The sequence below is a fragment of the Niallia laureatilytica genome (assembly GCF_046613985.1).
Classification (GTDB): Bacteria; Bacillota; Bacilli; order Bacillales; family Cytobacillaceae; genus Niallia.
In genome coordinates, this window is sequence record NZ_JBKKHP010000008.1 from 82,828 (window position 1) to 104,609 (window position 21,782).

Sequence of the window (21,782 nt, forward strand, 5' to 3'; positions counted from 1 at the left end):
GGTGGGAATATTTTGCAAAAGAATGAAAAGCTTTATAAGTATTTTCTTGAAAATGCTGACAGATTGACAGATGATTGGTATGCAAACTTGGACAGGACTGATCCTAACGGAGTTTATGCATCTGAAGATCCAGAAATCATTAAAACATTAAAAAAGCAAAATAACGACTTTCATTACTATTTAGCAAAAGTATTTATTGAGGAAGAAGAAAAATTTCTTGAGGAGTTCCGTGAATGGGTTGTAGCCATTGCCTCTGATAAGGAGCATTTAGAGACACCTATCCATTTTATTATTAGGGAGTTTATTCGGACTAGAGAGCAATACTTTCAGCTCGTCGAGGAATTTAAGCAAAAAAACGATATACCAGAAGAACGGATTACTATTTGGAATCGCAGCATTGTGCGGATTTTTGATATTGTTATCCTGCAGTTCACGGAACAATTCCATGAAAACTCGATTAAACAGCTTCGAGCACAGCAGGAAATGATAAATGAACTCAGTTCACCTGTTATATTGCTCAGTGAAAACCGTGCCTTGCTTCCGCTTGTAGGTGATATCGATACAGCACGGGCTGCTGCTATTTTGGAAAATACAATTAAACAGTGTGCTGAGAAGAGGGTAACACAGCTGTTTATAGACTTGTCTGGGGTTATTATTATCGACACAATGGTTGCTCATCAAATTTTCCAGCTGATTAACGGCTTGAGCTTGATTGGAGTTCACTCCACACTGTCTGGAATCAGACCAGAAATCGCGACAACTGCCATTCAGCTAGGATTATCCTTTAATGATATTTCGATTGCTTCCACATTAAGCAAAGCAATCGCTGAGGACAAAGAATTCTTTAACGAGTAATAGCAATTATTTTTTTCTTTATATGGTAAAAACCACACCGTATTGCCTTCTAATAAATACGGTGTGGTTTTTTATTATTTGCCAAATGAAAAGTCAACAGCCTCTTTAGAATGAAGATAGGTTGTATTAAATAAAGGAATGTTTATATCTTCGTCTTTAATTAATAGAGGTATTTCTGTACAGCCTAAGATGATTCCTTCTGCACCTTCTGCGATAAGCTTACGAATGATATCCAAATACCTCTCTTTTGACTCAGGCAAAAATTGTCCTTGGCATAGCTCGTCAAAAATGATGGAGTGAACATCCTCTCTGTCACAAGCTTCCGGGATGATTGTTTCAATTCCGAAGACCTCAAGGATATTGCTGTAGAAACCTTGCTCCATTGTGAATTTTGTTCCAAGTAAACCGACTTTTTTAAGCCCTTTGGCAGTAATGCTTCTTGCTGTTGATTCAGCGATATGAATGAGAGGAACCGAAACGGCTTCTTTCACCTCATTTGCCACTTTATGCATTGTGTTCGTACAGATAAGAATTACATCTGCACCGCCTGCTTCTAATGTTTTGGCAGCATCAGCAAGCTTCTGGGCTGCTAAGTCCCATTTTCCTTCCCGTTGCAGAATGGCTATTTCCTCCATATTAAAGGAATAAAGCAAGCATTTTGCTGAGTTTAATCCCCCTAATTCTTCCTTAACTAATGTATTGATAATATGATAATAGTCTGCTGTTGATTCCCAACTAAGCCCGCCGATCAGTCCGATAGTTTTCATTGTTTTCTCCTTCGTTGTATAGTTTTCCACAGCATAACATGCTATTCTGGTATATAGTAGGACCACAATTTATAAACTTTTATAGTGCCAGAGCATTTCGAGGTGGCTAATTTATGATATTCATTACAGTAGACAGGTCAAGCCCTATCTCTTTAACGCAGCAAATTTACGAACAAATCAGAAGTAGCATTCTTGGCAATACCTTAAAAGAAGGACAAAAGCTATTGTCAACAAGAGAGCTTTCAGCAACAATCGGCGTATCACGGAACATCGCTATGGAGGCGTATGACCGATTAATAGCGGAGGGTTTTTTAGAAGTTAAGCCAAAGGCAGGCACCTTTGTATCAAAGGGTACAGCGCTGACTACCATCAAGCATATGGAGCATGAGGGTCCTAAGGACCAAGCCTTTCCTTATGAAAAACCATATATTGATTTTCGCGGCGGGAATCCGGCGACCGATTATTTTCCACGGAAAAAGTGGGGCCAGCTCACAAAAGAAGTATGCATCGACTCTCCCCAGCATATATTCGGTTACAGTGATCCTCGCGGAGTGCCAGAGCTTCGGAATGTACTTGCTCAGTATTTGCGAAAAGCTCGGGGAGTAAAGTGTGATCCAGATCAAATTATCATTACATCAGGTGCGACCCAGGCATTGCGCCTTATTACTGAAATGATGCTGACTTCTGATGGATTTATCGCCTCAGAGGACCCGGTAGCAGATGAAATGAGGAATATTTTCTCAGTGGCAAAAGCAAAAGTATATCCAGTGCCAGTTGATGAAAATGGAATTATTCCTGAGCAATTGCCTGAAGCTGCGCCGGATTTCCTGTTTGTCATTCCTTCCCATCAATTTCCTTTAGGAGGAATATTGTCTATTCAAAGACGGTTGATGCTGATTGAGTATGCTCGAAGAACAGGCTGTTATATCGTGGAAGATGATTATGACAGTGAATTTACCTATGAAGGTGCCCCTGTTCCATCGATGCAGGGTATTGATCAGGAGCGTGTCCTGTATGTTGGTACGTTCAGCAAAATATTATCCCCAGCTTTGCGAATAGGATACGTCGTTTTGCCACATCCATTATTGAGAGAGTTTCAACAGCTGAAGTGGTTTAATGACAGGCATACATCGTCAATCGAACAATATGTGCTTGCCCGCTTTATGAAAGAGGGACATTTTGAGAGGCATATTCGCAAAATGAAAAAAATTTATCAAGAGCGCAGACAGGTGCTGGTTGATGCAATCAATAGCTGCTTTGAGGATGCCAAAATTATCGGGAAAGCAGCAGGGATGCATTTAGTGGTAGAATTTCCAGGCGTTTATTTCACTGAGGACAAAATGAACAGAATGAAGAAAGAGGGTGTTTGCATCTATCCAGTCGAGCAATACAGCATGCGTAAAGGAAGTCATGAGCATCTTGCTGTGCTAGGATACGGAGGTGTAGCACCAGAAGAAATACGAAAAGGAATCCTTATCTTGAAAAGGGTGCTTTCGTTTTAACATCATTTTTTAATGAACCTTTATCCTTTTTATGTTATAAAAAAGATAGCAGTCATTAGAAAAGAAAGTAAGGAGTTATATTTTGCGATGAAACAAAAAGGGACAAACAAAAAATTAAAAATAAGCCTATTTATACTCATGGGGATATTGCTAGTATTATTCTTTATTCCTACTCCTTATTACTTGAACCAGCCTGGTTCCATTGAATCGCTCGCGGAGAAGGTTACTGTCGAAGATGGAGATAAGACAGAGGCTGGCAGTTTGAACTTGACGACTGTCTATTCTATTAAGGCAAGTAACCCTTACATACTCCTGTATGGCTTGTTGGCTCCACATACAGAAATTAAAGAAGAAGAAGAAGTGAAGGGCGATCTTTCGGATCAGGAATATAATTCACTTCTGCTCCACATGATGGACACCTCTAAACAAAATGCGATTATTGCCAGTCTGCATGCTGCAGGGGAAAAGGTAGAATATCAATATAATGGTGTGTTTGTTGCAGGGGTGCTGGAAACATCAAAAGCAAAATCGGTTATCCATGTTGGCGATATTATCCATAAAGTAGATGGAAATGAATTCACACAAGCCACCGACTTAATTGCTTATTTAAAAGGCAAAAAAGCTGGAGATAAAGTAGAAATTGAATACACACATAACAATAAAGACAAAAAAGCAACAGTGGAAATGATTGTTCTGAATAAACAGACAGGCCAAGCGGGAATAGGGATAAGTACGGAAAATAATATGTCTATTGATCCCTCTGTTAATGTAAAGATAAACAGCGATAATATAGGCGGTCCGTCAGCAGGTCTGATGTTCTCATTAGAAATTTACAATCAATTAGAAGATGATGATTTAACAAAGGGCTATAAAGTAGCCGGTACCGGAACAATGGATGCAGAGGGTAATGTCGGTCAGATTGGCGGCATTAAGCATAAAATTGTCGCTGCACATAAAGCGGATGTAGACATATTCTTCTATCCAGAGGATAACTATAAAGATGATACGAATGAAAAGGAAATTAAAGAAGAAGTAGCAAAAGAAGGCTATGACGACATTAAAATCGTGCCAGTCAGCACATTGCAGGATGCAATAGATTATCTGGAGAAGCTCCCAGAAAAAGAATAATTCAAGAGTTAAGCGGGTGTAACAATGCCCGCTTTTTTATATGCTTTTTTAAAGGGATAAGTTGAGGGAAGCTAGTTTAAAAAGCCAAGATTAGGGAATGTTATGTACATGGATACATAGAACGGAATGTATTGCTTCAAGAGATTTTGGAGAATACAAAGGAGGTTTTATCATGAATGATTTTTTAGATGGAATATTTAGTGTATTTTATGGAGTATTTGGTTTTCCGTTGGCAATAATCTTCATTATTATTGTCGTTGCTGCAGTAATTCAAATCAGAAAGCGCCGCCGCCGAAAAAGAGAAGACTGGTACGGCCAATCACCAGTAGAGAAATTTGATGAAAATGATAAAGGGAAAAATAAGTAAGGTTGGGACATAAGTGTGTAAAACCGTGTGAAAACCGAACTATTTAATTGTTTTTTTTGATTAAATAGTTCGGTTTTTGTTTTTTTAGTTTAAATACAATAATTAAAAAATCATAGTGGAATGGAGCGGCGGACACTCGGGACACCTGCGGGAAATAGAGGAAAGGATGAGACCCCGCAGGCGAAGACGAGGAGGCTCATCTTCCTCCCCGCGGAAAGCGAGTGGCTGGAGCGCAATGAAACGAACTGATTTTAAAGCCATAATCTATTTAGTCACAAGCTTCATTTTTTAAATTTAGATGTAATTTATTATTCGTTTTTAAATAGGTTATCTTTTCTTTCATCTCAACATCTATATGCTGTTAACCGTAAAAGGAGAAAGGGTATATAGGCACTAGAGGAAGGCTCGCTTATTTTAGTAAGCTATTGTTATAGAAACAGACCTTTTAGTAAATGTTTTGTAACATAAATGAACAATTGCCGAAATGTACGGATGGAACGTCTTTGCTACAATAAAGAGAAGTATGGACTTATAGTTATGAATGCTGTCTTATTTGCATAATATTACAGTTGAATAGATACAAAGATATCGGGACTAAATGATTATGAGGATGAGGAAAAAGGTCATCATCATTCCAAAGATTAACAGGGGGAAGTTATGACATTAGAAAAGAAGTTAATTAATAAAACCTATTATGAAAGTTTTACCGTCGATCGGGAAGAGCCGCCAATCGAAGTGCTCGGCCAATTATATATCGCAGAGCAAAGAAAAAACGTTCCGGATTTAACGTCAATCCGATATGCACAGGGAGAGCTGTACTTCCACGTACATGATTATGAATCAGCAATATTCAAGTGGGAAAATATCTCAAATGAGCTCGAACCATGGGCGAAGAAAAACTTGGCTGACGCTTATATGGAATTAGGAGAGTTATCGACAGCAGAAAGTATTTATAAAGCTGTGTTAACTGATTCTGAACTATTAAGCACAGAGATTTCGATGCAGCTTTTTGCGTTATATATCGAAAAAGGCAATCATGATATGGCGCATCACACTATTAAAAGCTTGCTTGCAACAAACCCTGACTATGCCAACATGACACTTTTGGCGAAAACTTATTTTGAAGAACATGAAGCATGGGGAGATGCAATTGAACTAGCTGTTAATGAAGGAGAAAGAACGAATTCATTAAAATGGTATGAAGCATTGATTCAATATGCAAAAATCGGCGTTATTGCAGAGTACGAGCCAAACTATTTTAGGCAAAGCATCAGAAGTGTTGCCGAGCTGGATCAAAAACTGTTTGAGCAATTAAGTGTGGCATTCTGGGAAAATTATCGAAATAGTCCTTTTTACTTGGCATGGCTGTGGGACTACAACCAGTTGTTTCAACAGCTTCAATGGGAGAAAGAAGAAGAGTGGACAGAGCTTCCTAGTATGCTTGAAGACTCTTATTTGCATTTGATTAGCTCTGTTTATCCAATTAAGGAAGTCAGAGGACTTATTCCAGATATATTGAGCAATTTATTGGTAACAGCTAATAATCAGGATAGCATAATTGCGGCATCTGCTGTGCTTGCATGGAATGATATGTTCCCTAGTACAATTGAGGCGGAGTTTATCAACAGCGCAGAGCATTTAATTAATACTGCAGAGGCTGTTGTTGACTTGGCAGATATCATGCAATTGCTTCAGTCTATTACAGATTGGGCGGAGAATAATGATATCATCATCGACAAGAAATTCTCACAAAGAGTAGTGGAACAGATTCCTGCTGAAAGCCGTCAGCTTCTAATTATCGGTTCACCTGGAAGCGGCGTAAATTCTTGCATTAATGAACTTGTTGGGGAAACATTATTGTCAGAAGGCACAAATAGCCTTATCTCCATCCATGATCATGACTATTTAGAGATGGAGGAACTGACTGAAGAAGGAATCCGCCCTATTGATACATTAAACGATTTTTATGAAGAACAGCTTTCAAAAGATAGACATGGAGAGGAAACCCGCATCTTCCATTTATATACTCCATCCCATCTTTTGCATGAGAATAATTGGGCAATAACAACACTTCCTTTCCCTCATCAGGAGAGGTATGCAGATTACGCTTTACTGGCAGACAGCCTTCTTTTTGTCATTAATGAAAGATCGCTATTTCAGTCAAGTGATTATGAGAGACTGCTTGAATGGAAGGAAAAGGCTCCTCATTTAACGGTGCAGTTCTTAATCTACGCAGATGAAGCAGAAAACGAGAAAGTGGCAGCAAAAAGACTGCAAAAGGCAACAGCAGCAATTGATCAATATTTTCCAAACAGTGCTGTTTTCCTTTACTCAAAGGAAAATGACCGCAGTGTGCAGCTAAATGATATCAGCAGTTTTTACAGAAGACATTTTGCAGAAAGAAATATAGCAGAAGAGCGGACAACAAAAAGCATTGCCATCATTCAGGATTTATTATCTAATCTATTTGATAAGCGCTTGGAGATGGAAGAAAGTCTTTATACGACACTTCGTATGTACGAAGAAATAGTCAGCAAGCTGTCTGGTGCAAATAATCAGCTGGCAGATATGGAATCAGAAAAAACTCGTATTATCGTAAATGCTTTTGGAGAAATAAAAGAAAGCACAACACAGGAAATCCTTGAGGAAATTCCGAAGATTTTACGGAATTGCAAAAACTTCATTAAGGAAGACAGCGACTTTGGTAAGATTCATGTTGAGCTTAATGACAGAATGAATAGTGAGATTGACCAATATGTTCATAACGCATTGCTGCCAAAAGTATATGGCAAGATAAATGAATGGATTAAGCTGTCACAGGAACAATTGGAGGAAAGCCAAAACTTCTTAAATGAATTATGTGAAGGCTTTAATGGATTGTATGAGGAAAATCAATTGACACTCAGCTGTGATTTCTCCATATTAGATGATTGGAGAAGAGATGCACGCAGGCTGACTGGCGGCATTAAGCTTGATAAAGCTAATATTTTGCTTCGTCTTAAGCCTTCCCAAGTATTGCTTAAGAGTGCAGGGAAGCTGCTTGGCAGCATACCGCAAAACAAAAAAATGCTTTATACAAGATATCAGAAATATATTGAAACAGAGGATTTCACTGAAGTTGCTAACAATATTGCAGATGCATTCCTTCAGCAGTTTGACTTCTATGAGAAGGGATTAGCAGGGGATATTCATATCTTCTTCAGCAATCCATATGATGTGCTGCAAAAGACAATGGAAGAAAAAACTGTCGACATTCAAGAGTATCAAGACTTGCTGGAAAGACTAAAGAATAATCCGGAAATGTTCCACGATCCGCTTCGTTTATTCGAACTTCGTCTGCTTCAGTACGACTGGCTCACTAGTCCAGGAAAGCTGTCTTACAGTAAACATCTATAATAAAAAAAAACACAGCACGCATTGCGTGCTGTGTTTTTTTATTTTACAGCTTAAAGGAGCTCTTTAATGAAACAATTCGGTTAAATACAGGTTTTTCAGATGTTGTATATTTCGGATCTGCACTGAAATATCCATGTCTGAAGAATTGATATTTATCGTATGCTTGTACATCCTTCATATTTGGTTCAATGAAGCCTTGGACAATTTCAAGAGACTTCTCGTTAACATAGTCAAGGAAGGTTTCTCCTTCTGCCATTTCCTCCGCTTCTTCGTCTAAAATAAGCGGCTCATACAGGCGGAACTCAGCAGGGATGGCATTCGTCGCTTCCACCCAGTGCAATGTTCCTTTTACTTTTCTGCCTGTAAATCCAGATCCGCTTTTTGTTTCTTGATCATACGTACAGCGAAGCTCGATAACATTTCCTTCTTCATCCTTGATTACTTCCTCGCATTTAATGAAGTAAGCGTGTTTTAAGCGAACTTCGTTACCAGGGAATAGACGGAAATATTTCTTTGGAGGGTTTTCCATGAAATCTTCCTGTTCGATATAAATCTCACGAGAGAATGGAATTTGACGTGTTCCCATCTCTGGATTCTCTGGATTAATTTCTGCCTCCAGCATTTCAACTTGCCCTTCAGGATAGTTGGTAATAACTACTTTCAATGGGTTAAGTACGCCCATTGTACGAGGCGCTTTCAATTTCAAGTCTTCACGTACAAAGTGGTCCAGCATTGCTGAATCAACTGCACCAGAACCTTTTGAAATACCAAGCTCTTTACTGAATTCTTTAATCGCTTCAGGTGTTACGCCTCTTCTTCTCAAGCCGGAGATTGTCGGCATGCGAGGATCATCCCAGCCGTCTACGTATTTTTCATCCACTAAAAGCTTCAGCTTTCTTTTACTCATTACCGTATTCGTAATGTTTAAGCGGCCGAATTCAATTTGTTGCGGCGTGCTGTCCATTTCACATTCTCTAATAACCCAATCATACAGCGGACGTTGATCCTCAAACTCTGTTGTACACAATGAGTGTGTTACACCTTCAATAGCGTCCTCTAAAGGATGGGCAAAGCTGTACATAGGGTAAATGCACCACTTGTCACCTGTATTATGGTGTGAAGCATGTGAAATACGGTAGATTACTGGGTCACGTAAATTGATATTTGGAGAAGCCATATCAATTTTTGCACGCAGAACTTTTTCTCCATTACCAAACTTACCATCTCTCATAGCTTGGAATAGCTCTAAGTTTTCTTCTACTGAGCGGTCCCTATGCGGGCTGTTTTTTCCTGGCTCTGTCAATGTTCCTCTATACTCACGAATTTGGTCTGCATTTAAATCATCTACATAAGCAAGACCTTTTTTAATCAGTAGGATGGCACGGTTGTACATCTCCTCGAAATAATCAGATGCAAAAAACAAGTTATCCCATTTGTAACCAAGCCATTCTACATCTTCCTTAATTGCATTTACATATTCAATATCTTCCTTCAAAGGGTTTGTGTCATCAAAGCGCAAGTTTGTTTTCCCTTTAAATTCATCTGCCAGTCCAAAATTAATGAAGATTGACTTGGCATGACCGATATGCAAATAGCCGTTCGGCTCTGGAGGGAAACGAGTGATGACAGTATCGTGTTTGCCTGTCTCCAAATCTTCCTTCATGATATTTTTAATAAAGTTTGAATTGTTCTCCACTATATGGCCACCTTTCTTTTATGTATAAAGATAAATGTGCTAAGTTTTACCATTTAGCACATTTTGCAGAAATGATACAGCAAAAAGATTTCTTCTTTTAATTATATCAATAATATATCCAAATTTTTATTATAAACTTCCTAGTTAAGAAACGAAAGTCCTAGAATTGTTCTTTTTAGGTGGAAAATAGAAGTTTCTGTTAAAAAAAGAACCGGATAGCAGCCATCAAGAACACACCTGCAAGCACTGTAGTAAGCAAGCTTTTCGTAAATAATGCTATCAGAAGTGTTGGAATGGAAGCAGCCAATACAGTCCAGTCTACATGTAATCCACCACTGGAAGAGGATAAAAGATTTTCTACAATTAAACCTGTGAAAATACAAACTGGCAAATAGGAAAGCCATTTTTCCACAGGCTCAGGAACAGTGAAATTCCTTACGAGTATAAATGGCAAAACTCTCGGAATGATTGTTACTACCATGCAGGCAAGCAAAAGCAGGAGATATTCACTTGTCATTATTTGTCACCACCCCAACTGTTGCTGTTATAATTGTTGCTACGATGACGGCAAGACTGCTCGACATAACTGCTGACAGGAGCACCATTAACACTACCATTACTATTATCAGAAATAGATAGTGCCTTAGTTTGGAAGCCTGAACTGTTTGAAGCTGAAGAATCAGCAAGGCAATAAACATAGCAGTCAAGGCATAATCAAGTCCAAAAATCTCAGGATCAGGGAACCATTTGCCTGCATATGCGCCGACAGTACAGGAAATAATCCAAACTGTATAGGCTGTAATATTTAGACCATTCATCCACCGGTCTGTTATCGGGATATTTTTAGCAATCTTTGTAATGGCAACACCAAAGGACTCATCTGTTACAAGACTGCCAATACCGATGTTTTTCAATAAAGAATATTGTGTAAATTTAGGTGCTAGTGCAGAGCTGAGCAGTAAATGTCTTAAGTTAACAATAAACGTTGTCAGCACAATCGCACTAGTTGGACTGCCTGCAGCAATCATCGCACAGATAATAAACTGCGCCGAACCAGCATAAACAAGCAGAGACATGAAAAATACAGCCGCTATGCTTAAACCGGAAGAGACACCAACCACACCCATCGCTAAGCCAATACTAATATATCCCAGCAATGTGGGAATGCAGTCCTTTACCCCATCTAAAAAGGAAAAGGAGTTTGCTTCCTTCTCTACGTAAACTTTTGAAGATTCCAGGATGATACCCTCCTACGTTGTTTAATATATTATATAAATGTATGTTATAATGTACAGTATATAAAAGCTAGAATCATAAATCAATGAAAATTTAAGGAGCGTATAATGGAATCTATTACAAATGTTATTGGGCAAAATCTTGAAAACCTGCGCAAAACAAGAGGTTATAGTCTGGATAAAGCAGCAGAGCTGACAGGTGTCAGCAAAGCAATGCTAGCCCAAATAGAAAAGGGGAAATCAAATCCAACTGTTTCAACATTATGGAAAATCGCAATGGGGCTGCAAGTTTCATTTTCTTATTTCATGACGGAAAATACAACGACTGTAAAGAAGGTGTTATTTAAGGAGATTGAGCCGTTTCGAGATGATGCAAATCAATATCGGCTGTTTTCACTGTTCCCGTTTCATCCTGAGAAGAAATTTGAAGTCTACACTGTTGAAATGGATGGAAAGACAGAGCATTTTTCGGAAAAGCATGCAGGGGAGGAGTATGTGATTGTTGGAGAGGGAAGTGTTGCTGTCGTTATTGGTGATGACAAATACTATCTTGAAAAAGGGGATGCCCTTTCCTTTACATCTAATCGAGATCATCTGTACATTAATACTGGAGAAACCTTGGCGACACTTTTCGTTCTCATTTATTATCCGGAATAAAAAAAGAACCATTCTCCAAATCGCCGGATGAATGGCTCTTTTTATGTTTTTTCGCTTTACTGGACAGCAGTTCAGCTTTTGTTTTTGTTGTTTTTGTCATATGGTTGATGGTGCCCCAGCTTCCTCTTTTAATAGCAGGGTTGAATCCTGTTTCTCGGAGCTGTTTTTCCCGTCTTTTTTTTGCAGCAGATTTAGCCATTTTTTAAATTCCTCCAATAAATAGAATAGGTATACTCTTAAAGCTTTAGCCTTGCTTTTAGAGTATACCTATTATTATATACATTTTCTTATGAAAGATGCTAAGTTAGGTTATGACATGGATTGTTTTGCATATTTTGGATGGCGGTGCAGCATTGTTATTAAGAAAATGCCGCATATTAGCAGCAGGCTGCTTGTTGTAAAGAAAACAGCTGAAAAGCCGTAATGTGCTGCTATCAATCCGCCGAAGGTTGGTCCAATCACATTTCCAAGGAAGCGCAGGCTTGTTTCGTATCCCATCACTTCGCCCTGCATAGTAATCGGAACCTCCTGCCTTATATAGGCTATCCTTACTGGTATAAGTCCGCCAATGGATACGCCGAGAATAAAGCGGATAATCAACAGCTGCCAATATTCATGAACAAATCCGCCTGGCAAGTAGACTAATCCTGCTATAAATAACAAGATGACAAGTATCTTTAGATAGCCGTTACGATCACCAATTTCTCCCCATTTTCGAGCCATCAGCAAGTTTCCTAACCCAGCTGCTGAAAAGGCGATGCCGGAAAATAAGGCGATGCTCTCTGGACCGTGCAGCTTACTTACATATAAAGAGAGGATCGGCTGAATGCTGAAATGGGCAATCTGAATAACAGCAGATATTAGCAGTACTGTAATAAATATTGGGTTTTTTAGTATATAGGCCAGCACCTCTTTTGACGAATAGTGCTTTTTGATGCCATCCTTCACAGGAAGGATGAATTCCTTTGTGGTGAAGACCAAGATAACGGACAGAAGGATAGCAAAAGAAGTATATCGGAAGGTTGCAGAGTAACCGAAGCTGTCAGCAATTGCTCCTCCAAGCAAAGGACCGATGAGGGAGCCTGTAATACTTCCGGTCTGCAAGGTGCCGAGAACCTTTCCAGCCGTTTTTTTAGGAGTTTGTGTAGCGATAAATGCCTGTGACATCGGAATAAAACCTGTAAAGAAGCCTGTGAAAAAGCGGAGCGCGAATAACTGCCATACGGAAGTGACAAAGCTCATTAGAAAGATGGAGAGTCCGAGACCGAAACCTAACGCAATTAAGATTTTCTTTCTGCCATACTTATCCCCAATCTTTCCCCAAATAGGAGAAAATAAAAAAGCGGCAATGAAGGTGACTGAAAAACAGAGACCTGACCAATGTTGAACATATTCCTCTGAGAAATTTCCCATTGACTCAATATAAAGAGATAAAAAAGGTAACACCATTGTCATGCTGCCGCTAATAAAAAAGTTAGCGAACCACATGATTGTTAAATTTCGTTTTGAATACTGTTGATAATCGTCCAAAAATAACACTTCTTTCCGAAAACAATTTCGTTTTTCTAAATATTATCTTAACGCAATTCATACAAACAAGGAAGCCTTTAGCTTTACAAAAATATTGGAAATGTGCTAGTTCATTTTATTTTTTTAAGAATATTCAGCATTTGTATTCCTTAAAAGAACAAATGTATTTTACGAGAAGAAAACACTTGCTTCTTTAGTGCAAAAAAGCAATAATATGTTTAGTATTAATAATGGAAAATTTAAAAAATACCCTTAAGCGAGATGTTCCGCTGTTTATGGGAATGATAGCGAGGGAATTGACCAGCATAAACAATATACTTGATTCAATGGGAGATGGCGGCATGAAGGTAGTTAAGTTTGGGGGAAGCTCATTAGCTTCAGGACAGCAACTGGAAAAGGTACTGCAAATCATTAAGGCAGATAATGAGCGCAGAGTTGTTGTAGTGTCTGCCCCAGGGAAAAGAAATAATGAGGATACGAAAGTGACAGATTTGCTTATCAGCTGCGGTGAGAAGGTTTTGGCAGGAAAGGATCCAGGCGAAGAGGTAGAACAGATTATCGAAAGGTATGCAGATATTGCCAGAGAGCTTGACCTTTCCAGTGACATCATCACACAGATTAAGGGAGATTTCCTGGAGCTGTTAGCAGGTAGTACAGAAAATGCCCATTCCTTTATGGAAGCAGTAAAGGCGAGCGGGGAAGATAACAATGCTAAATTGGTTGCGAATTTCTTAACAGCAAGAGGCTTAAAAGCAGTATATGTAAATCCACAGGAAGCAGGGCTAATCGTGACAGATGAGCCAGGTAATGCCCAAGTGCTGCCAGAGTCTTATGACCGCTTATATTCGCTGCGTGACTATAATGACATTATTGTGTTTCCAGGATTTTTCGGATACAGCAAGTCTGGTGAGGTTGTCACATTCTCAAGGAGCGGCTCTGATATAACTGGTGCAATCTTGGCAAATGGCCTCAAGGCTTCTGTATATGAGAATTTCACAGATGTAGATGCAGTCTACTCCGTAAATCCAGCTATTGTGGCTCAGCCAAAGGAAATCAGTGTCCTTACATATCGGGAGATGAGGGAGCTTTCTTATGCCGGCTTTTCTGTCTTCCATGCAGAAGCTTTAATTCCTGCTTATCGTGCGGGAATTCCGGTTCATGTAAAGAATACGAATAATCCTGCCGTTCCTGGTACAAAGATTGCAGCAAAGCGGGATAATGATAATGGACCTGTAGTAGGAATTGCGAATGATAAAGGTTTTTGCTCCATCTATATCAGCAAGTATTTAATGAATAAAGAGATTGGCTTTGCTAGAAGAGTTCTCTCTATTCTTGAGGAATATGGAATCTCTTATGAACATATGCCTTCAGGTATTGATGATTTGACAATCATTTTGCGTCAAGACCAGCTGCTCCATGTGAATGAATCAGAGCTGCTTGACAGGATAAAGGAAGAACTGCATGCAGAAGAAGCTGTCATCGAGCATAATCTGTCATTAATTATGGTGGTTGGAGAAGGAATGCGCCATAATGTCGGAACAACATCGCGGGCAGCGGCAGCGCTGGCACAGGCAGGAGTTAATATAGAAATGATTAACCAAGGTTCGTCTGAAGTCAGCATGATGTTTGGCGTAAAAGAGCATTTTGCCAAGAAGGCTGTGAAAGCATTATACGAAGAGTTTTTTCAATAAAATTTACACCTGCTGCTTTTATTAGCAGCAGGTTTTTTGTTTGCTCTTAAGTTTTGATGATTTGGAGTAGGACAAACAAATTGTGAGAAAAAAATTTAAGTTGAGATGAGTGTTAGATTTTCTGACATAAATTTAGTTTATAGTAGAAAATGAAAGCGGAAACAATGTTGTGGTAGGTAGAACGGGGGAAAAATAAGTGCAAATACAATAATTAACTATTAATTCTGTTTATTATGATAATTAAAAAAACTTAGTATACTATTCCGAAAATTGAAGTTAATTTATAAGAAATAGAATACTTGCTAGGAAAAAGAAAGGAGGAATTCGCTAATATTACCAGTAATAGAGAGTGGCAACTCAACTAGAAAAGAGTGAATAAATATACTTTTTAATTTGTAATTATTAAAACCTCAAAAAACCTTTTGGAAAGATGTAATTAAAATTCTTCATTATATTAGGAGGGAACGTATGTTACAAAAATGGCATGAAGAGCTGGAAACAATGTTCGATCAGATGGTGGAGTGGAGAAGACATATGCATCAGTATCCTGAGCTGTCATTCCAGGAGGTTGAAACTCCAAAGATGATTGCAGATATCCTTGAGGGATTCGGAATAGAAGTGAGGCGCAATGTTGGGGGCAGAGGTGTAGTAGGAAAAATCTATGGAGCGAAACCAGGGAAAACGATTGCCTTGAGGGCAGACTTTGATGCATTGCCAATTCAGGATGAGAAGGAAGTGCCTTATAAGTCAAAGGTCGCTGGTGTAATGCATGCTTGCGGGCATGACGGCCATACTGCCACATTGCTTGCCGTTGCAAAGGTACTGCAGGATAACAAGGAAAACATCGCCGGTAATATAGTGCTTTTACATCAGCATGCAGAGGAGCTGTCACCAGGCGGTGCAAAGGCAATGATTGAAGATGACTGCCTTGCAGGAGTTGATGTAGTATTCGGAGCACATCTATCCAGTTTAAGTGAGTTAGGCAAGTATTATTGCAAGCCAGGCTATTCCCAGGCTGCAGCAGATGCATTTGAAATCACAGTAAGCGGAAAAGGCGGACACGGTTCATCGCCACATGAAACGGTCGATGCTATCGCTGTCGGCACAGCTCTTGTTACACAACTGCAGTTCATTGCAAGCCGCAGAGTAGATCCACTGAACCCTGTTGTACTGTCAATCGGTTCCTTCCACAGCGGCAATGCTAAAAATGTTATTGCTTCAAAGGCAACATTGACTGGAACAGTAAGAACACTCGATAAAGACTTACGTGTATTTATGGAAGAGGAAATACGCTTAATGGCAGAGAGTGTTTGTGAAAGCATGCAAGCATCTTGTGAAGTGAATTACATAAAAGGATATCCTGCCGTTTATAATCATGAAGAGGAAGTGGCTGTTTTTGAGAAGGTGATTGCAGACAGCCTAGATAAGGAAATGGTCGTTCGATCTTTGCCAATTATGGGAGCAGAGGACTTCTCCTATTATCTGCTAGAAAAACCAGGCATGTTCTTCCATACTGGTGCAAGAATAGAAGAGGCACAAAGCTATCCGCACCACCATCCAATGTTTGATTTTGATGAGAGAGCCATGATAAATGCCGGCAAAGCTTTCTTGAGTATTGTAGAGCACTATGTTGCTATTAAGTCACAAGAGGAAGTGGCGGAAACTGTTCTTTAAGATTTGTAGTCAAGCTGATAATTTAAATAGTGGATGGGAGAGATGCTGCAATGTTAAGCAAATGGTATGAAGAAATTGAAGCGATGTATAGCAAAATGGTGGAGTGGAGACGTCATTTTCATGAAAATCCCGAGCTTTCCTTTCAAGAAGTAAACACTAGCAAAATGATCGGTGATTTACTTGAGAGCTTCGGAATTGAAATAAGAAGAAATGTTGGCGGAAATGGGGTTGTTGGAAAAATTCGGGGGGCTAAACCGGGGAAAACCATTGCTTTGAGAGCTGACTTCGATGCATTGCCAATTCAAGATGAGAAGGATGTTCCCTTTAAATCGAAGGTAGACGGAATCATGCATGCATGCGGACATGATGGTCATACAGCCACATTGCTGGCAGTGGCAAAGGTGCTGAATGACAATAAGGAAAGTCTTGCAGGCAATATTGTGCTTTTACATCAGCATGCAGAAGAGCTTCCGCCAGGTGGGGCTATTGCCATGATAGAGGATGGATGTCTTGATGGAGTAGATGTTGTGTTTGGGGCACATCTTGCTTCAGGAAATGCGCTTGGAGAAGTGCTATATGGAGTCGGACCTGCTTCTGCTGCAAGTGATACCTTTGAATTGAAGATTCAGGGCAAAGGCGGACATGGAGCTTCTCCGCACCAAACAATTGATTCTATTGCAATTGGAGCGCAGATTGCTAACCAATTAAAGCATATTGTCAGCCGCCGTGTTAATCCGCAAAAACCTGCTGTTATCTCAATCGGCTCCTTCCATGCAGGTAATGCTGGGAATGTCATTGCAGACACTGCAGAAATAACTGGCACAGTCCGTACTTTTGACGAAGATGTTCGTGACCTTATTGAAAAAGAAATGGATGAACTGATTAGCGGTGTTTGCAAGGCATTTCATGCAACCTATGAATTTGATTATTCAAGAGGCTATCCTTCCACTGTGAATACACAGGAAGAAACAGATATTCTTGTAGAGTGCATTACAGCTAATTTACCAGATCAGAAGCTAGTGGAAATCGTTAAGCCAGGAATGGGCGGAGAGGATTTTGCTTATTATCTTCAACACAGACCAGGCTCATTCTTTTCTGTCGGTGCTAGAAACGAAGAAATCGGTGCTGTTTATCCTCATCACCATCCAATGTTTACATTTGATGAGAGAGCAATGCTTCATACAGCAAAAATTTTCTTGAGTCTAGTAGATTATTATCTGAATCCTGAAAAGGCTGATGCATTAGTAGAATCAACCACTATTTAACTGAAATTCAACTGGAGGGGGAAGAATGGGGAACAATATTTTAGAAGTGGATAAACTGCAAACGGCTTTTAAAACAGATAAGGGGGAAGTCATTTCTGTCGAAGAAGTGACTTTCCAGCTAGAGCCTGGTGAGACAATCGGGATTGTCGGTGAATCAGGCTGCGGTAAGAGTGTTACTTCTTTATCTATCATGAGACTTCTCGGAACACACGGCTTCATAAAAAAGGGCTCTGTAAAGCTGAATGGCAAAGATTTAACACAAATTTCAGAGGCTGATATGAGAAAGGTGCGCGGAAACGAAATTTCCATGATCTTTCAGGAGCCGATGACCTCCTTAAATCCGGTATTCACAATCGGAAACCAAATGGTTGAATTGATTCGTCTGCATATGGACTACAATGCGAAAGAGGCAAAAAGCTATGCAGTAGAAATGCTTCAAAAGGTTGGGATACCGAGAGCAGAAGTAATTATTGATGAATACCCCCATGCTCTATCAGGCGGAATGAGACAGCGGGTCATGATTGCGATGGCATTATCCTGCAAGCCAAAGCTGTTGATTGCAGATGAGCCGACAACAGCCCTTGATGTCACAATTCAAGCGCAAATACTGGAACTAATGAAAAGCTTAAAAAAGGAATCGAACACTTCCATTATGATGATCACACATGATTTGGGCGTTATTGCTGAAATGGCTGATAAGGTGATTGTTATGTATGCCGGCCAGGTGGTGGAGGAAGCGGATGTATTTACATTATTCGATGAACCGAAGCATCCATATACAAAAGGTTTAATCGATTCCATCCCTCATTTAGAATACGATTCAGATGAGAAGCTGTATTCTATCCCTGGGTCTGTACCGACATTGCAGCAAATGCCAAAGGGCTGCCGTTTTCATACAAGATGTCCTTATGCAATGGAAAAATGCATTGCAGAAAGACCTCCCCATGTAGAGGTTGATGGCAACAGTGAGCATAAAGTAAGATGCTGGCTTTATGATGAGGCAGGCAGCAAGACAAGCACACATACTAGTGGAAGTGAGGTAAATGTATGAGTAAGATAACTTTACCTGAAAAAGACGGAATATTAGGACAATTATCTGAGCCGTTGTTAGAGATTAGAAACCTCAAAAAATATTACCCAATTAAAAAAGGTGTGCTGTCGAAAACAGTCGGTCATGTAAAGGCTGTTGATGGGCTGGATTTTTCTATCTACCCTGGTGAAACCATTTCCCTTGTTGGTGAATCGGGGTGCGGAAAATCAACGACAGGAAGAGCAATTGTTAAGCTGGACCCTCCGACAGATGGGAGTGTGCTGTTCGAAGGAAAAGATATGGCAGATTTAAGCAAAGGGGAATTGCGAAAAATCCGCACTCAAATGCAAATAATTTTCCAGGACCCTTATTCCTCCCTTAATCCGCGCAAAAGAATCGGCGATCTTTTAGCGGAGCCGCTGTTGGCACATAAATTAGCTTCAAAGGAAGAGGTGAACAAGAAGGTAGATCAGATGCTTGAGACAGTGGGATTAACTAAGTTCCATAAGGGGAGATATCCTCATGAGTTCTCAGGTGGCCAGCGGCAAAGGATTGGTATCGCAAGGGCACTGATGCTGAATCCAAAATTGATTGTTTGTGATGAGCCTGTATCTGCACTTGATGTTTCTATCCAGGCACAGGTGCTGAATCTGCTCAAGGACTTACAGAAGGAGTTCAATTTAACTTACCTTTTCATTGCCCATGGCCTTGGTGCAGTCAAATATATCAGTGACAGAATTGCGGTTATGTACTTAGGGAAAATCGTTGAGCTCGGCAAAACCGGTGATATCTTTGCAAGGCCAAAGCATCCGTATACACAAGCGTTGTTAAGCGCCTACCCGATTCCAAATCCGCATTTGCGGGATAGAGAGCGGATTGTGGTGGAAGGAGATGTACCGAGTCCGGCTAATCCTCCAAAGGGGTGCAGATTTCATACGAGATGTCCGTTTGCGGCTAATATTTGCAGAGAGCAGGAGCCTGTTTTGAGCGGAGACAGCCATACGGTTGCCTGTCATTTTCCACTATCATAACAAAGGGAGGGAGCTCATAAATGCTACAGTACATTATCCGAAGAATATTAATTGCCATTCCAGTATTGTTTGGGGTGACGGTATTTAACTTTGTCATCATTAATATGGCACCCGGAAACCCTGTTGACATGTACCTCAATCCAGATGCAACAGAAGCGGATGCAGAAGCAAAGAAGGAGGCGCTCGGACTTAATGATCCTATCTATGTCCAATACTTCCGCTGGCTTAGCAATCTGCTTCACGGAGATTTTGGTTTTTCTTATACAACCTATGAACCAGTGCTCGATCTTATTTTAACAAGAGTGGGGCCAACGCTTCTCCTCATGGGGGCAGCACTTGTCATTGCCTATATTATTGCTATTCCGATTGGGATTCTCAGTGCGACAAGACAGTATTCTTGGATTGATTATTTAACGACAACATTTTCCTTTTTAGGTGTTTCCATCCCAAGCTTTTTTCTAGGACTCGGAGCGATTTATGTGTTTGCGTTAGTGCTAGGTGTCCTCCCTACAGGTGGAATGTTTACACTTGGAAGTGACGGAGGCTTTATGGATACACTCGTTCACCTCTTGCTGCCGGCACTCATATTAGGAACAGGGATAGCAGGCAGCACAGTCCGATACGTTCGAAGCAGCATGCTTGAGGTGCTGGGACAGGATTATTTAAGAACAGCCAGAGCAAAAGGGCTTAAGGAGTTCATTGTCACAAATAAACACGCTTTGAAAAATGCCCTTATTCCAATAATCACGATTATAGGTATGGAAATACCAGTGTTAATAGGTGGTGCAGTTGTAACAGAACAGATCTTCCAGTGGCCCGGGTTAGGACAATTGACAATCCAGTCAATCAGCTCCAGAGATTATCCGACATTAATGGCGATAAACTTCCTGGCTGCTTTTGCTGTACTGTTCTCCAATCTGCTCACAGATATTCTTTATTCTGTCGTCGATCCGCGCATCAAATATAGCTAAGGGGGGAGGAATTAGGATGAGTATACCAAATGTAAAGCTCGATACAGAGCTGCCAATCAATCAGCTGCCAGTTGCAGTCAAAGAGGAGCTTGGCAATGAAGAAAGCTATCTAAAGCTAATTACGAAACGATTTTTTAAACATAAGCTGGCTGTTGTCGGTTTAATCATTTTCAGTTTCATTGTGCTTTTAGCAATATTTGCTCCGCTGATTGCCCCGCATAATCCTTATGCTGTTGAAGGGGAATTCGCTGCGGCACCAAGCGCTGAACATATTCTTGGGACAGATGAAGTAGGCAGAGATTTATTTAGCCGATTGATATATGCTGCCAGAGTTTCTCTTTCAGTAGGCGTCGGTGCTGTTGTTATCTATGTAGCCATCGGTACTATTTTAGGTGCGATCGCTGGATACTTTGGAAAATGGGTAGATATGGTCATTATGCGTATTACAGATGTCTTCATGTCGTTCCCTTATTTGATGGTCATTCTAGTTTTGGTAAGCATCATGGGGCCAAAGCTCATTAATGTTATTCTGGTTTTAGGCTTGCTTGGTTGGCCGTCGATTGCACGGCTTGTTAGGGGGAGCGTCCTTTCCATTAAGGAGATGGACTATGTGAAGGCAGGTGTTGCTCTAGGTTTTTCTACACCAAAAATTGTTTTTCAGCATATCTTGCCAAACTGTATTGCCCCAATTTTAGTAAATGCAACCTTCGGGATTGCTTCGGCAATTATTATGGAAGCTTCTTTAAGCTTTCTCGGCATGGGTGTTCAGCCGCCTACAGCGAGCTGGGGGAATATGCTGACAGAAGCACAATCAATAACGGTATTGGCATCACAGCCATGGCTTTGGATTCCACCGGGCATTATGATTTTGCTTTCCGTGCTTTCCATTAACTTTATGGGCGACGGACTGCGAGATGCAATGGACCCAAAAAGCCTGAAGTAAGTGGTGGGAATATATATTCACAGTCTAAAGATAAATGGGGGAAA

General features: G+C 40.2%; 19 protein-coding genes. 13 read left to right on the forward strand and 6 right to left on the reverse strand.

Annotation, left to right across the window (positions count from 1 at the left end):
• Positions 1 to 12 precede the first annotated feature (12 nt).
• The gene (locus ACLIJJ_RS18370; protein WP_237940658.1) at positions 13 to 855 is read left to right on the forward strand and encodes an STAS domain-containing protein; all 843 of its coding nucleotides are present in this window, start codon (positions 13 to 15) and stop codon (positions 853 to 855) included.
• 74 nt (positions 856 to 929) lie between these two features.
• Here the strand turns inward: ACLIJJ_RS18370 and ACLIJJ_RS18375 are convergent, their stop codons facing one another.
• A complete protein-coding gene (locus tag ACLIJJ_RS18375) occupies positions 930 to 1,622 on the reverse strand; it encodes an aspartate/glutamate racemase family protein (protein WP_233316267.1) in 693 nt (230 codons plus the stop codon).
• Between the two features lie 113 nt (positions 1,623 to 1,735).
• On the opposite strand from ACLIJJ_RS18375, the gene pdxR reads away from it, so the two are divergent.
• The 4 genes from pdxR (at position 1,736) to ACLIJJ_RS18395 (ending at position 8,015) form a co-directional block, all read left to right on the forward strand.
• Positions 1,736 to 3,124 carry a MocR-like pyridoxine biosynthesis transcription factor PdxR gene (gene pdxR, locus ACLIJJ_RS18380; RefSeq protein WP_411411450.1) on the forward strand — a complete coding sequence of 463 codons (1,389 nt, stop codon included), beginning with the start codon at positions 1,736 to 1,738 and terminating at the stop codon, positions 3,122 to 3,124.
• Positions 3,125 to 3,211: 87 nt separating this feature from the next.
• The gene (locus ACLIJJ_RS18385; protein WP_411411451.1) at positions 3,212 to 4,252 is read left to right on the forward strand and encodes a SepM family pheromone-processing serine protease; all 1,041 of its coding nucleotides are present in this window, start codon (positions 3,212 to 3,214) and stop codon (positions 4,250 to 4,252) included.
• 172 nt (positions 4,253 to 4,424) lie between these two features.
• On the forward strand, positions 4,425 to 4,619 hold the full coding sequence (locus tag ACLIJJ_RS18390; protein ID WP_233316270.1) for a Loki-CTERM sorting domain-containing protein: 195 nt from the start codon (positions 4,425 to 4,427) through the stop codon (positions 4,617 to 4,619).
• A 657-nt stretch (positions 4,620 to 5,276) separates the two neighbouring features.
• Positions 5,277 to 8,015: a tetratricopeptide repeat protein gene (locus ACLIJJ_RS18395; protein ID WP_411411452.1), complete on the forward strand. Its 2,739-nt coding sequence runs from the start codon at positions 5,277 to 5,279 to the stop codon at positions 8,013 to 8,015.
• 43 nt (positions 8,016 to 8,058) lie between these two features.
• On the opposite strand, the gene ACLIJJ_RS18400 is transcribed toward ACLIJJ_RS18395, so the two are convergent.
• The 3 genes from ACLIJJ_RS18400 to ACLIJJ_RS18410 form a co-directional block, all read right to left on the reverse strand.
• Positions 8,059 to 9,711: a glutamine--tRNA ligase/YqeY domain fusion protein gene (locus ACLIJJ_RS18400; protein WP_237940660.1), complete on the reverse strand. Its 1,653-nt coding sequence runs from the start codon at positions 9,709 to 9,711 to the stop codon at positions 8,059 to 8,061.
• Between the two features lie 199 nt (positions 9,712 to 9,910).
• A complete protein-coding gene (locus ACLIJJ_RS18405; RefSeq protein ID WP_237940661.1) occupies positions 9,911 to 10,228 on the reverse strand; it encodes an AzlD domain-containing protein in 318 nt (105 codons plus the stop codon).
• A complete protein-coding gene (locus ACLIJJ_RS18410; RefSeq protein ID WP_251648041.1) occupies positions 10,218 to 10,949 on the reverse strand; it encodes an AzlC family ABC transporter permease in 732 nt (243 codons plus the stop codon). The genes ACLIJJ_RS18405 and ACLIJJ_RS18410 overlap by 11 nt, the downstream gene beginning before the upstream one ends.
• Positions 10,950 to 11,054: 105 nt before the next feature.
• On the opposite strand from ACLIJJ_RS18410, the gene ACLIJJ_RS18415 reads away from it, so the two are divergent.
• On the forward strand, positions 11,055 to 11,603 hold the full coding sequence (locus ACLIJJ_RS18415; RefSeq protein WP_233316274.1) for a helix-turn-helix domain-containing protein: 549 nt from the start codon (positions 11,055 to 11,057) through the stop codon (positions 11,601 to 11,603).
• Here ACLIJJ_RS18415 and ACLIJJ_RS18420 read toward each other — a convergent pair.
• On the reverse strand, positions 11,584 to 11,802 hold the full coding sequence (locus tag ACLIJJ_RS18420) for a hypothetical protein (RefSeq protein ID WP_237940663.1): 219 nt from the start codon (positions 11,800 to 11,802) through the stop codon (positions 11,584 to 11,586). The genes ACLIJJ_RS18415 and ACLIJJ_RS18420 overlap by 20 nt on opposite strands.
• Positions 11,803 to 11,912: 110 nt before the next feature.
• Positions 11,913 to 13,091, reverse strand: a complete 1,179-nt coding sequence (locus tag ACLIJJ_RS18425) for an MFS transporter (protein WP_233316404.1) — start codon at positions 13,089 to 13,091, stop codon at positions 11,913 to 11,915.
• 383 nt (positions 13,092 to 13,474) lie between these two features.
• Between ACLIJJ_RS18425 and ACLIJJ_RS18430 the strand changes: the two genes are divergently transcribed.
• The 7 genes from ACLIJJ_RS18430 (at position 13,475) to opp4C (ending at position 21,738) form a co-directional block, all read left to right on the forward strand.
• Positions 13,475 to 14,824, forward strand: a complete 1,350-nt coding sequence (locus ACLIJJ_RS18430; protein WP_233316405.1) for an aspartate kinase — start codon at positions 13,475 to 13,477, stop codon at positions 14,822 to 14,824.
• A gap of 468 nt (positions 14,825 to 15,292) precedes the next feature.
• A complete protein-coding gene (locus tag ACLIJJ_RS18435; RefSeq protein WP_233316276.1) occupies positions 15,293 to 16,498 on the forward strand; it encodes an amidohydrolase in 1,206 nt (401 codons plus the stop codon).
• Between the two features lie 50 nt (positions 16,499 to 16,548).
• Positions 16,549 to 17,763, forward strand: coding sequence for a M20 family metallopeptidase (locus ACLIJJ_RS18440; protein WP_233316277.1), 1,215 nt, complete (start codon positions 16,549 to 16,551; stop codon positions 17,761 to 17,763).
• Positions 17,764 to 17,788: 25 nt separating this feature from the next.
• Positions 17,789 to 18,814 carry an ABC transporter ATP-binding protein gene (locus ACLIJJ_RS18445; RefSeq protein ID WP_411411453.1) on the forward strand — a complete coding sequence of 342 codons (1,026 nt, stop codon included), beginning with the start codon at positions 17,789 to 17,791 and terminating at the stop codon, positions 18,812 to 18,814.
• Positions 18,811 to 19,824, forward strand: coding sequence for an ABC transporter ATP-binding protein (locus tag ACLIJJ_RS18450; RefSeq protein ID WP_411411454.1), 1,014 nt, complete (start codon positions 18,811 to 18,813; stop codon positions 19,822 to 19,824). The genes ACLIJJ_RS18445 and ACLIJJ_RS18450 overlap by 4 nt, the downstream gene beginning before the upstream one ends.
• A gap of 20 nt (positions 19,825 to 19,844) precedes the next feature.
• Positions 19,845 to 20,795: an ABC transporter permease gene (locus ACLIJJ_RS18455; protein WP_233316280.1), complete on the forward strand. Its 951-nt coding sequence runs from the start codon at positions 19,845 to 19,847 to the stop codon at positions 20,793 to 20,795.
• Between the two features lie 16 nt (positions 20,796 to 20,811).
• The gene (gene opp4C / locus ACLIJJ_RS18460) at positions 20,812 to 21,738 is read left to right on the forward strand and encodes an oligopeptide ABC transporter permease (RefSeq protein WP_233316281.1); all 927 of its coding nucleotides are present in this window, start codon (positions 20,812 to 20,814) and stop codon (positions 21,736 to 21,738) included.
• Positions 21,739 to 21,782 lie beyond the last annotated feature (44 nt).